Source organism: Phyllobacterium sp. NPDC097923 (assembly GCF_044760925.1).
Taxonomy (GTDB): domain Bacteria; phylum Pseudomonadota; class Alphaproteobacteria; order Rhizobiales; family Rhizobiaceae; genus Phyllobacterium; species Phyllobacterium calauticae.
The window spans coordinates 1,203,081-1,215,822 of the sequence record NZ_JBIWBL010000001.1; the positions used below are offsets into that span (position 1 = coordinate 1,203,081).

The 12,742-nt window shown below is 60.7% G+C and carries 10 protein-coding genes; 5 read left to right on the top strand and 5 right to left on the bottom strand.

Translation table 11 applies throughout. The features are described from left to right. Positions 1-10 precede the first annotated feature (10 nt). Together ACIQWS_RS06125 and ACIQWS_RS06130 are read left to right on the top strand one after the other, a co-directional pair. A complete protein-coding gene (locus ACIQWS_RS06125) occupies positions 11-814 on the top strand; it encodes an amino acid ABC transporter ATP-binding protein (RefSeq protein WP_112524097.1) in 804 nt (267 codons plus the stop codon). After that, entirely contained in the window at positions 811-1,542 is a 732-nt protein-coding gene (locus ACIQWS_RS06130; RefSeq protein WP_403172769.1) for a TIGR02117 family protein, read from the top strand. Before ACIQWS_RS06125 ends, ACIQWS_RS06130 begins: the two co-directional genes overlap by 4 nt. Here the strand turns inward: ACIQWS_RS06130 and ACIQWS_RS06135 are convergent. Together ACIQWS_RS06135 and ACIQWS_RS06140 are read right to left on the bottom strand one after the other, a co-directional pair. Continuing rightward, entirely contained in the window at positions 1,503-2,780 is a 1,278-nt protein-coding gene (locus ACIQWS_RS06135; protein ID WP_403172776.1) for an FAD-dependent monooxygenase, read from the bottom strand. The two genes, ACIQWS_RS06130 and ACIQWS_RS06135, sit on opposite strands and share 40 nt — an antisense overlap. Beyond that, a complete protein-coding gene (locus ACIQWS_RS06140; protein ID WP_403172783.1) occupies positions 2,781-3,029 on the bottom strand; it encodes a zinc-finger domain-containing protein in 249 nt (82 codons plus the stop codon). Positions 3,030-3,366: 337 nt separating this feature from the next. Here ACIQWS_RS06140 and ACIQWS_RS06145 point away from each other — a divergent pair, with 337 nt between their 5' ends. Continuing rightward, positions 3,367-5,568 carry an RNA degradosome polyphosphate kinase gene (locus ACIQWS_RS06145; RefSeq protein WP_403172789.1) on the top strand — a complete coding sequence of 734 codons (2,202 nt, stop codon included), beginning with the start codon at positions 3,367-3,369 and terminating at the stop codon, positions 5,566-5,568. Next, positions 5,565-7,076: an exopolyphosphatase gene (ppx, locus tag ACIQWS_RS06150; RefSeq protein WP_346306212.1), complete on the top strand. Its 1,512-nt coding sequence runs from the start codon at positions 5,565-5,567 to the stop codon at positions 7,074-7,076. The genes ACIQWS_RS06145 and ppx overlap by 4 nt, the downstream gene beginning before the upstream one ends. Positions 7,077-7,086: 10 nt before the next feature. On the opposite strand, the gene ACIQWS_RS06155 is transcribed toward ppx, so the two are convergent. Continuing rightward, positions 7,087-7,989: a DMT family transporter gene (locus tag ACIQWS_RS06155; RefSeq protein WP_403177529.1), complete on the bottom strand. Its 903-nt coding sequence runs from the start codon at positions 7,987-7,989 to the stop codon at positions 7,087-7,089. Positions 7,990-8,085: 96 nt separating this feature from the next. After that, positions 8,086-9,243 carry a ribonuclease D gene (gene rnd, locus ACIQWS_RS06160; RefSeq protein ID WP_223615704.1) on the bottom strand — a complete coding sequence of 386 codons (1,158 nt, stop codon included), beginning with the start codon at positions 9,241-9,243 and terminating at the stop codon, positions 8,086-8,088. Positions 9,244-9,468: 225 nt separating this feature from the next. Here rnd and aspS point away from each other — a divergent pair, with 225 nt between their 5' ends. Then, complete coding sequence (aspS, locus tag ACIQWS_RS06165; RefSeq protein ID WP_346306211.1) at positions 9,469-11,259, top strand: aspartate--tRNA ligase; 1,791 nt, start codon at positions 9,469-9,471, stop codon at positions 11,257-11,259. Between the two features lie 77 nt (positions 11,260-11,336). Here aspS and ACIQWS_RS06170 read toward each other — a convergent pair whose 3' ends face one another. Beyond that, the gene (locus ACIQWS_RS06170) at positions 11,337-12,536 is read right to left on the bottom strand and encodes a hypothetical protein (protein ID WP_403172804.1); all 1,200 of its coding nucleotides are present in this window, start codon (positions 12,534-12,536) and stop codon (positions 11,337-11,339) included. Positions 12,537-12,742: the final 206 nt, after the last annotated feature.

The following is a 12,742-nucleotide window of genomic DNA, read 5'->3' on the forward strand; positions in this document are numbered from 1 at the left end:
GAGCATACGCATGACCACTGAAAACGTTGTCGATCCATCCGAACTTCATGTCGACCGCTCGCTCATGCAGGTCTCCAAGACCGATGTAGCCGTCGAGATTACCAACATGAACAAGTGGTATGGCGATTTCCACGTCCTCAAGGACATCAACCTCAAGGTGATGCGCGGCGAGCGCATCGTCATTGCCGGACCGTCGGGATCGGGCAAGTCGACGATGATCCGCTGCATCAACCGCCTCGAAGAGCACCAGAGCGGCAAGATCCTTGTCGACGGCATCGAACTCACCAACGACCTGAAAAAGATCGATGAAGTCCGGCGCGAAGTGGGCATGGTGTTCCAGCACTTCAACCTGTTTCCGCACCTGACGATTCTGGAAAATTGCACGCTCGCGCCGATCTGGGTGCGCAAGATGCCGAAGAAGAAGGCGGATGAGATTGCCATGCATTATCTCGAGCGCGTCAAGATTCCGGAACAGGCCAACAAATATCCCGGCCAGCTGTCCGGCGGCCAGCAGCAGCGTGTTGCCATCGCCCGTTCGCTGTGCATGAACCCGCGCATCATGCTGTTCGACGAGCCGACGTCGGCGCTCGATCCGGAAATGATCAAGGAAGTGCTCGACACCATGGTTCAACTGGCTGAAGAAGGCATGACCATGGTGTGCGTCACCCACGAAATGGGCTTTGCCCGCCAGGTGGCAAACCGTGTGATCTTCATGGATCAGGGCCAGATTGTCGAGCAGAACGAACCGGCGGCATTCTTCGACAACCCGCAGCACGAGCGCACCAAGCTGTTCCTCAGCCAGATCCTGCATTGAGAATTCTGCGCATCGTCGGGACATTCATCGCAGCGGCCCTCGTGGCCGCTGTTTTGCTGTTTGTGGCCGGTGCTCTGATACCGCGGTCGTTCTTCGCGCAGACAGCCCCTCCGCCGCTCGCTGGCCGTACCGTCCTTCTCCTATCCAATCCCATTCATACGGACATAGCCTTTCCCGCCGATCCCGATGTCATGGCGCGGCTGTCCATCCTGAACGGGGAGAATTTCCAACTGACCGACCCACGCATCGCCTGGGTTGTTGTGGGCTGGGGAGGGCGCAGCTTCTATCTTGAAACCCCCACCTGGGCCGAACTCAAATTCATGCCCCTGATGCGTGGTTTGACGCTTGATCGTTCCACGATGCATGTGGAGCCCATCGGGGTAGTCAACACGGACCAGCCCGGTATCGAGCGGTTGACGGTCGGCCCCGAAGCCTTCGAAGCGATGCTTGCGCATATGCTCGGCAGTTTCCGGCTGAACGACGAGGGCAAGGCGATAATGATCGAAGGCGCCGGATATGGTCTGAATGACCGTTTCTTCGAAGCCAATGGTTATTTCACCGCATTGCTCGGCTGCAATACCTGGACCGGCGCCGTATTGCGGGCAGGAGGCCTGCGCACCGGCGCCTGGAATCCCTTGCCGCAAAGCCTGGTCTGGTCACTCAAGCGCTACAACAATGCGACTGGTGATCAAATCTCGCCATTGGGCTTTTCCGCATCAAATCCATAAAGCCAGTCGAAACCCGCCACGAACTTTTCAGCCGGCCGGTTGCGCAGCAGCAGATTGCGGGCAAGCGCCACCGGCCCTTTGGCGTGATAGGCCAGTTGATTGAGCGCGCCGCGCCGCACCACGGACTCGATGCGCTTTGTCCGGTTTTTGGCATAGGCCGCCAGGGCTGCGGGCCAATCCGCGCTGCCATGGCCGAGTGCGGCGGCAAGCGCACAGGCATCCTCGATGGCCATGGCCGCGCCCTGCGCCGCGTAGGGCGTCATCGCATGGGCCGCGTCGCCGATCAGCACAAGCCGCTCATCCCGCAGGAAGCTGCACCGCCTCATTTCGAACAGGCGCCAGGGTGTCCATTGGCCCGCCGACAGCACCAGATCGCGGATGCCCGGATGCCACCGGTAGAAATCCCTGGTAAAATTCTGGTTCGGCGCCTGCGGGTTGACTTCGATGTCCCAGCGCCCGGGGTTTTTCCGGTCGCGCGCCACCGCCACGAAATTCATCAGCTCGCCCGAACGGATGGGGTAGGCGATGAGGTGCGCATTGCTGCCGGTCCAGGCAACGACATTGGTTCCTTCAGGCAGGAGGGCGCTGAACGAAGCAGGGAGGCGATCGGCAGGCACGGACACGCGCCAGGCGATGGAGCCGGTATAGCGGGCGCGATCAAGGTCTGACAGCGCATTGCGGGTGTTCGACCAGACGCCGTCGGATCCCACCAGCAGGGCGCCGCGATGCTCTTCGATGCGGTCGTTGTATTGCACGCGAACCAGCACGCCCTGCGCGTCGCTGTTGTGATGGGTAACGGCCGATTCCAGCTGCATGGCGATGTTGCCGCGCTGGCGCACTTCGGCAAGGAGTGCCTGCTGCAGATCGGCGCGATGGCAGACGATATAGGGCGCGTGCCAGCGTTGTAGCGCGGCCTTGCCGATGGGCAGGTGCAGCAGCTTTTCCCCGCTCACGCCGTCCTGCAGGCAGACCGCATCCGGCTGCACGGCATGGGGCATCAGCCTGTCCAGGACGCCGAGGCGGCCGAGCAGGCGGGTGGCATTGGGCGAAAGCTGCAATCCGGCGCCCGCTTCGGCCAGAATGGCGCTCTTTTCAAAGATCTGGACGGCAAAGCCTTTGGCGCTCAACGCCAGCGCCAGTGTCAGGCCGGCGATACCGGCACCCGCAATGATGATTTGATCAGGATTGGGAGTTCGCCTGTTGCGAGCCGTCTTCAGATCGATGACGGGCGTTTGCAATCAGGCAGCCTTGTTGTCCACATAGGTGCAGCCGGCAGGAACCGTTTCCCCGGCGAAGAGCGACGCATCGTAACGGTACAGCGTCGAGCAGTAGGGGCAGACCTTTTCATTGTCATCGCCGAGGTCGAGGAAGACATGCGGATGATCGAAAGGCGGATTGGCGCCGACGCACATGAATTCCTTGACGCCAATGCTGATGGCGGCGTGACCAGCGCTGTTCTGGAAGTGGGGAATGCTGTGTCCGGCCATGTGTCGCTCCTGGGCTTTCAGTCGATAGGCAATGGTGTTGCCTTTCTCATAGAGCAATTCCGCGGCGAAGAAAATCGCTTCTGCTGCGCTAAAGCGAGGCAATCTGACACAAGTGGCGGCTGGTTGCGCCGCAACCGGCATAATGGCGGGTTTCCCGCCGGGCGCCGCATGAGAAATTCATCGCGAAAGGCTTTGGTTCCGGTGTAAGCTGCCGCGTGCCGATTTTTATCGGGCTGAGGAAGGATTGGGCCGCGATTGCTATAAAACCTTCAAGAGACTTGACTAATGTGGCCTGTGATTCCGCTTTTGACGGGACTATTCCAATCGGAGAATGACAATGAACGATCAGTCACCCGCCATAACGAATGCAGTCGAAGCCATCGGTCTGCCGGATCTGCACACCAGTGTCGACCGTTTCGTCAATCGCGAGTTCTCCTGGCTGCAGTTCAACCGCCGCGTACTGGAAGAAGCCCACAATGTGCACCAGCCGCTGCTGGAGCGCCTGCGGTTCCTGTCCATCTCCGCCGCCAATCTCGACGAATTCTTCATGGTGCGCATTGCCGGTCTCGCTGGGCAGGTGCGTGCCGGGGTAGCCAATCGCAGCCCGGATGGGCGCACGCCGCAGGAGCAGCTGGAATTCGTGCTCGATGAAGTTGGCAAACTGCAGGCCGCCCAGCAGCTGCGCCTGAACGAACTGCGCGTCGAGATGCTGGCCGAAAATATCGAGATCGTCCGCCCGGACAAGCTGACCAAAGGCGAGCGCCTCTGGCTCGAGGATCACTTCCTTGAAACCATCTATCCCGTCCTGACCCCGCTTTCCATCGATCCGGCGCATCCGTTCCCGTTCATTCCCAATCTCGGTTTCACCATCGCCATGCTGTTGAGCCGCAGCATCGACAACCGTCCGATGACGGCGCTGTTGCGCCTGCCGCAGGCGTTGAAACGTTTCATCCAGATTCCCGACGATGCCGGCCGTTTCCGCTTCCTGACGCTTGAGGATGCCATCAGCCTGTTCACCGGGCGGCTGTTCCCGGGCTACGAGGTGAAGGGCGCCGGCACATTCCGCATCATCCGCGACAGCGATATCGAGGTGGAGGAAGAAGCCGAAGATCTGGTGCGCCTGTTCGAAAGCGCGCTGAAGCGCCGCCGCCGCGGCCAGGTGATCCGCATCGAGTTCGATGATGAAATGCCGGAATCGCTGCGTGCTTTCGTGGCGACGGAACTCGGTGTTCCCGACAACCGCATCAGCGTGCTCGAAGGTCTTCTGGCGCTCAACACCATCTCCGAAATCGTCGGCATTCCGCGCGCCGACCTGAAATTCGTGCCCTACAACCCGCGCTTCCCCGAGCGGGTGCGCGAGCATGGCGGCGATTGCTTTGCCGCGATCCGCGAAAAGGACATCGTGGTGCACCACCCCTACGAATCCTTCGACGTCGTCGTGCAGTTCCTGCGCCAGGCGGCGGCGGACCCGGAAGTGGTTGCCATCAAGCAGACGCTCTACCGCACCTCCAATGACAGCCCCATCGTGCGCGCACTGATCGACGCCGCCGATGCCGGCAAGTCTGTGACGGCGCTGGTCGAGCTCAAGGCGCGCTTCGACGAAGAAGCCAATATCCGCTGGGCGCGCGATCTGGAACGCGCCGGCGTTCAGGTCGTCTTCGGCTTCATCGAGCTGAAAACCCATGCAAAAATGTCGCTGGTCGTGCGCCGCGAGGAACAGAAGCTGCGCAGCTACGTGCATCTCGGCACGGGCAATTACCACCCGATCACCGCCAAGATCTATACGGATCTGTCGTTCTTCACGTGCGAGCCATCCATCGGCCGCGACGTTGCCCAGATCTTCAATTTCATCACCGGTTATACCCAGCCATCCGGCGAGATGGGCATTGCCGTGTCGCCGACCACCCTGCGCCCGCGCATTCTCCAGCATATCGCCGAAGAAATCGAGCATGCCAAGGCCGGCCGTCCGGCAGCAATCTGGATGAAGATGAATTCTCTGGTCGATCCGCAGATCATCGATGCGCTCTACAATGCCAGCACGCATGGCGTCGACATCGACCTCATCGTGCGCGGCATCTGCTGCCTGCGCCCGCAGGTTCCGGGGCTTTCCGACACGATCCGGGCGAAATCCATCGTCGGCCGCTTTCTCGAACACAGCCGTATTTTCTGCTTCGGCAACGGTGCGGGACTGCCGTCGGAAAAGGCGCTCGTCTATATCGGTTCAGCCGATATGATGACCCGCAACCTCGACCGCCGCGTCGAAACGCTGGTTCCGATCACCAATCCAACTGTGCATCAACAGCTTCTTTCACAGATTATGCTGGCAAACCTTCTCGACAACCAGCAGAGTTACGAGTTACTAGCAGACGGTACATCGCGCCGGATTGTTCCGGCGGATGGAGAAGATGCTTTTAACGCGCAGGAATATTTCATGACAAATCCCAGCCTGTCCGGCCGCGGCAAGTCGCTGAAGTCTTCAGCACCACGCTTGATCGCTCACCGCAAGCGATCCAAAGCAGCGAAAAACAAGACTGCATGATATCCGCAGCGCAGGGGCGTGTGCAAGGACGCCATCCGGCCGGTGTCATCGACATCGGCTCGAACTCTGTACGTCTGGTCGTCTATGAGGGGGTTACCCGTTCGCCGACCGTCCTTTTCAACGAAAAGATTCTCTGCGGCCTTGGCAAAGGCCTGGTAAAAACCGGCAAGCTGAATGAAAAGGCCGTGCAAAGCGCCTTGCGGGCGCTGCGCCGGTTCCGCGCCCTGGCCGATCAGGCGGGCGCCCGCTCGCTGGATGTGCTGGCGACGGCGGCAGCGCGCGAAGCCGAAAACGGTCCCGATTTCATCGCCCAGGCCGAAATCGTTCTGGGGGAACCGATCAAGGTTCTGTCGGGCCGGGAAGAGGCCTATTATTCCGCGCTGGGGATCATCTCCGGTTTTCATGATCCCGATGGTATCGCAGGTGATCTGGGCGGCGGCAGTCTCGAACTGGTCGACGTCAAGGGCCGCACCATCGGCGACGGCATCACCCTGCCGCTGGGCGGCCTGCGTCTGCAGGATATGTCGAACGGCGATCTTTCCGCCGCGTCCGATATCGCCAAGAAGACGCTGGAATCGGCCAAGCTTTTGGCCAAGGGCAAGGGCCGGGCGTTCTACGCCGTGGGCGGCACGTGGCGAAACCTCGCCAAGCTGCATATGAGTGCCGAGCACTATCCGCTGCACGTCATGCACCACTATGAAATTCCTTTCGAGGAAGCACAGCGCTTTCTCAAGCGCGTCGCGGACGGCAATCTCGACAATATGCGCGGGATCGAGGATGTCTCGAAGAACCGCCGTGCGCTCTTGTCCTATGGCGCTATCGCGCTGCTTGAGACCATCCGCAAGATGCGTCCGTCAAAGGTTGTCTTTTCGGCCCTTGGCGTGCGGGAAGGGTTTCTGTTCTCGCTGCTGTCGGAATCCGAACAGCTGGAAGACCCGCTGATTGCCGCCGCCGATGAACTGGCCGTCCTGCGCGCGCGCTCGCCCGCCTATGCGCGCGAACTGGCGGACTGGAGCGGCGATGCCTTTGCCGCACTCGGCTATGACGAGACGGAGGACGAGAAGCGCTATCGCCGCGCAGCCTGCCTGATCGCCGATATAAGCTGGCGTGCCCACCCCGATTATCGCGGTTCGCAGGCGCTGAACATGATCTCCAACGCCGCTTTTGTCGGCATTGATCATCCGGGCCGTGCCTATATCGCGCTTGCCAATTTCTTCCGCCATGAGGGCATTGCCAACAACGCGGCAGACCCGGAACTGGCGGCACTCGCCACGCCGCGGCTGCTGGAATATTCGAAGATACTGGCGGCGATCATGCGGATTGTTTATCCGTTTTCCGCGTCGATGGCCGGGGTGGTTCCCAACCTCTCGTGGAAACAGGCTTCTGACGGTATCTACCTTGAAGTGGCGGCAAGGAATGCCGACCTGATCGGCGACGTGCCGGAAGGCCGCTTGCAGCAATTGGCGAAACTGACGGGCAAGCCGCTGAAAATGGCCATCGGCAAATAAGTGCCGGTGCTCAGGCGGCGATAGCCGCCTTCTTGCGTCCGGGCAGGGTCATCGCCGCGACACCGGCAATCACGCAGACCAGACCGATCCATGCGGTCGATGCCAGGCTTTCGCCGAGAAACAATACGCCGATGCCGACGCCGATCGGTACGCGCAGATAGGCCTGTGATGTCGTGCCGACCGTGCCCAGCGTATTGATCAGCCGGAAATAGATCACGAAGGCGAGGGCGGTGGAGAACACGGCAAGGCCAAGCAGCGCGAGCAGGGAGTGGGCAGAGGGCGCCAGCGTCCATGGCCGGTCGACCACGAGGCTGACCGGAATGAGGATGACGGCACCGCAGAGCATCGAGCCAGCGGCGGGCATCATCGGATCGAGATTTTTGAAACCCTTGCCGAGGATGGCAGCCGCCGCATAGGAAATCGTTGCCGCAACGATGGCAAGCTGCGCCACCAGTTCCTTGCCGATGCCGTTGAATGCCTCGAGGCCGATGATCAGGGAAATGCCGATGACACCGGCCGCCACGCCGAAGACTTTTCGCGTGGTCACGGCTTCGTGGCGGGTGATCAGGACAGTCAGCAGAAAGGCGAAGATCGGCGTTGTCGAATTGAGAATGGTGGCAAGACCCGCATTGACGGTCAATTCCGCCCAGGCGATCAGGGTGAAGGGGATCACGCTGTTGATGCAGGCCTGGATGAGAAAGCGTTTCCAGATCGCCGGATCGCGCGGCAGGACAAGGCCGCGCAGCTTGATGATGGCCAGCAGCAGTCCGCCGGCGATCAGCGTGCGGGCGGCGATGAATGTGACAGGCGGGATCGTCTCGACCCCGACCCGGATGAAGGTGTAGGAGGCACCCCACAGCGTGGCAAGAAGGGCGAGAAGCGCCAGTTCTTTGGCCAGAGATGGGGTTTGCACGGGGGTAGCAGACATCATTGCCTCACATCAGCATGGTTTCAACGGGCCGATGCTAGCCAGTTTTGGCGGGCCGGTACTTCGGTTTAGGCCGAAGTATCAGTCCGTGCAGGGTACGGCCCGGATCCGCTTGTTCTCGAACTTCAGGCACAACTCGCCATTGATCAGCTGCAGCGCCTTTTCACCAAAAACCTCACGGCGCCAGCCCTGCAGGGCCGGAATATCATCCGCATCGCCTTCCGCGGCAATCCGGTCGATCTCGTCTGACGTCGCGACAACCTTGGCGGCAACGCCATGTTCTTCCGTCACGAGGCGCAGCAGAACCTTCAGCAGTTCGGCTGCTGCTCCTGCACCTTCCGGCGACTGCACGGATTTCGGCAGGCGCGGCATGTCTTCCTTCGGCAGGTCCAGCGCGATGTTGACGGCATTGAGCAGCCCCGTGGCGATGCTGGAGCGCTCCCAGCCCTTGGGGATGGTGCGCAGCCGGCCCATCGCTTCCACGTCACGCGGCTGCTGCTGGGCGATCTCGTAAATGGCGTCGTCCTTGAGCACGCGGCCGCGCGGCACGTTGCGCTCGCGCGCTTCGCGTTCGCGCCAGGCGGCAACGCTGCGCAGCACGGCAAGCTCCTGCGGCTTGCGCAGGCGCATCTTCAGGCGCTTCCACGCATCGTCGGGATGCATGTCATAGGTCTCGCGCGCCGTCAGCACCTTCATCTCGTCGAGCACCCAGTCGGTGCGGCCTTCTTCCTCGAGCTTTGCTTTGAGGTGCAGATAGATGTCGCGCAGATGGGTGACATCGGCCAGCGCATAGTCGAGCTGCTTGTCGGAGAGCGGGCGGCGGCGCCAGTCGGTGAAGCGCGAGGACTTGTCGATCTGCGCGCCATTCACCCGCTGCACCAGCTGGTCATAGGCAATGGCATCGCCGAAGCCGCAGACCATGGCCGCCACCTGCGTGTCGAAGACCGGATGGGGGATCAGATTGCCGAGATGGAAAACGATCTCGATATCCTGCCGCGCCGCGTGGAACACCTTGACGATGGTCTCATCCGCCATCAGCCGGAAAAACGGCGCAAGATCGAGACCTGGGGCGAGGGCGTCGACAATGGCAGTATGATCAGGGGATGCGAGCTGGATAACGCAAAGCTCCGGCCAGAACGTGGTCTCCCGGATGAACTCCGTGTCGACTGTTACGAAATCGGATTGCGAAAGGGCGGCTACAGCCTGGTCAAGCTGATCTGTGGTTGTAATCATGGTCATGAAATTTCTATAGCGAATGGAAATGCATTTGTCTCGCCTGTCCGAGTTTCTTCGCTGCTTGTCGCGTCTATATGGTTGATAGGCCCACAAAACGGGCTTCCAGTCATTCGCAATCTTGACAAATCGCCGTCAAAATGCGCTTGTCCGCGCAAATTCCAAGATCATGGCCGGGGCTTTCTTCACACCTCCCGGCAGCAAGCATCAAGCATCTCAGAGGCACATATCATGCACCGTTACCGCAGCCATACCTGCGCCGCCCTGCGGAAATCCGACGTTGGTTCGACTGTTCGTCTTTCCGGCTGGGTTCATCGCGTCCGCGATCATGGCGGCATTCTCTTCATCGACATCCGCGATCACTACGGTCTGACCCAGATCGTCGCCAGCCCCGACTCGCCCGCCTTCAAGCTGGCCGAGACCGTGCGCGGCGAATGGGTGATCCGCGTCGACGGTGAAGTGAAGGCCCGCACGGACGATACGGTCAATGCCAACATGCCGACCGGCGAGATCGAGGTGTTTGCCCGCGAGATCGAAATCCTGTCTGCCGCCAAGGAACTGCCGCTGCCAGTGTTCGGCGAACTGGACTATCCGGAAGACATCCGCCTGAAGTACCGCTTCCTCGATCTGCGCCGCGACACGCTGCACAAGAACATCATGTCGCGCACCAAGATCATCGCCGCCATGCGCCGCCGCATGACCGAGATCGGCTTCACCGAATTCTCGACGCCGATCCTGACGGCATCGTCGCCGGAAGGTGCGCGCGACTTCCTCGTGCCCAGCCGCATTCATCCCGGCAAGTTCTATGCCCTGCCGCAGGCGCCGCAGCAGTACAAGCAGCTGATCATGATGTCCGGTTTCGACCGCTACTTCCAGATCGCGCCGTGCTTCCGCGACGAAGACCCGCGCGCCGACCGCCTGCCGGGCGAGTTCTACCAGCTCGACATCGAAATGAGCTTTGTCGAGCAGGAAGACGTGCTGTCGACGATGGAGCCGGTCCTGCGCGGTGTGTTCGAGGAATTTGCCGAGGGCAAGCCGGTCACGCAGCAGTTCCCGCGCATCGCCTATGACGATGCCATGCGCAAATACGGTTCGGACAAGCCCGACCTGCGCAACCCCATCGAGATGCAGGCGGTGACCGAGCATTTCGCCGGTTCCGGCTTCAAGGTTTTCGCCAACATGATCGCCAACGATCCGAAGGTGGAAATCTGGGCGATCCCGGCCAAGACAGGCGGCTCGCGCGCCTTCTGCGACCGCATGAACTCCTGGGCGCAGGGCGAGGGCCAGCCGGGTCTCGGCTATATCTTCTGGCGCAAGGAAGGTGAAGCGCTTGAGGGCGCCGGTCCGCTGGCCAAGAACATCGGACCGGAACGCACCGAAGCCTTGCGCGTGCAGCTGGGTCTGGACGATGGCGATGCGGCGTTCTTCGTTGCGGGCGATCCCAAGAAGTTCGTCTCCTTTGCCGGTGCCGCACGTACCCGTGCGGGCGAAGAACTCAACCTCGTCGACCGCGACCAGTTCAAGCTTGCCTGGATTGTCGACTTCCCGTTCTTCGAATGGCTGGAAGACGAGAAGAAGATCGATTTCGCCCACAACCCGTTCTCCATGCCGCAGGGCGGCATGGACGCGCTGGAGCATCAGGACCCGCTGACGATCAAGGCGTTCCAGTACGATCTCGTCTGCAACGGTTTTGAGATTTCCTCGGGCGGCATCCGCAACCACCTGCCGGAAACCATGGTCAAGGCGTTCGAGGCGGTCGGCCATTCGCGGGAAACCGTGGAAGAGCGCTTTGGCGGCCTCTACCGCGCGTTCCAGTATGGCGCACCGCCGCATGGCGGCATGGCGGCTGGTATCGACCGCATCGTGATGCTGCTCGTGGGTGCCAAGAACCTGCGCGAGATCACCATGTTCCCGATGAACCAGCAGGCCTACGATCTTCTGATGAATGCGCCGTCGGATGTGTCGCCCGCGCAGCTGCGCGACCTCAACATCCGCCTCGCGCCGATGAAGAAAGAGGATTAAAAACCCTTTCCAACCGACTCTGGACAAACAAAAAAGCCCGGCATCTCGCCGGGCTTTTTCTTTGCCGTCTCTATCGATTACTGGTTGGCGTTGACCGTGACGCCGAGCGTCTTGATCAGCGACTTCGGATCGGCCATGCCGCCGGCTGCAATGATGGCAAACGGCACCGGCTTGGCCGGGGCGGCCTTGATCTCGATGTTCTTCGGGCTGTCGAGATAGGCGCTGACCGCTGTTCCCAGGGCCTGGGCGAATTCGGCATTGCCGAGCTGCGCTGCCATCATCGGCAGGATGGCCTTGCCCTGGTTGACCAGGTCGGTGCGCTTGGCACCCTGCTGCTTGGCAGCGTAGTCGAGAGCCTTGTTGGTGAGCGAAGCATCGTCGAAGCGGATCGATGCGCCGGTGAAGCTGAGCTGCTGCATCAGGCCGAGCATGGCCATGCCCTTGGCATCGTCAGGCTTGCCGTCGCCGCTCTTTACAGCGTCCTGAATGCCCTTGATGAAGTCGAGCGTGTAACCGGAAATGTCGAACTTCATGCCCAGCGTGCCGGCATTGTCGGCGGCAAAGGCGAACTTGTCGACGTTGAGACGGCCGTCGGGGATGTTCCACGAGCCGTTCATGTCGATCTTGCCCGAGAGCGTTTCATAACCAAGCGCCTTGATCGTGTCCTTGGTCTTTGGGTCTTCCACACCCGACAGGTCCGCCTTGAAGATTGCGACATTGGATGTGAAGACAACCGGCGCCGACGCGGTAAACGGCGAAACGGAAACGGTCAGGTTGTCAGCCGAAAAGACATCCTTGCCCTTGCTGTTGACGTTGAAGTGCTTCAGCCCGCCCTTCTGGTACTGGAGCATTTTCGCCAGCGGTTCGGTTGCGCCTTCGGCCGGCAGGGTGATGCCTTCAAGCTTGATGCCTTCGACACTGATCTTGCTGTCCGGTTCATCGGCTGGGCTGAACTTGATATCCGGTACGGTTACCGATCCGATCTTGAAGCCGCCGCCCGAAACGTCGCTGACATCGCTCAATGTCACGTCGCCGGCATTGAAGCTCTCCTTGGCGCCCGCTGCGGACAGCTTGGTGTCCTTGAGGGTGACGGTCGAGCCGTTGGTTTCAACATTGGCGTATTCGAGGGTGCCGCCCTGTTCGCCGTAAACGGCCTTCAAACGGGCAGCCACCGCATTGCCGTCCACCGCATAGGCTGAACCGGCAAAGACAACGACAAGTGCAGTGGTCGCAGCCATGAGGTGCAAGCCGGATTTCAGAGAGTAGGTTGGACGCATAGTGTGTTCCTTGTTTGCTCGGTAAACAAATCTATCCCATGCCGCGCGGCAAAACTATGACAGTCTTTCCCTGCGAAATCGGGCCAATTGGGCGGTAGAAAGTCAGATTTGGCGGATGGACGCAAGCCCTGCCCATTTTTTGCCCATCACGATAGGCAACAGACTGTGATCTGAGCGAATCATTGCTTGCCCGTGAATCGGTGAGT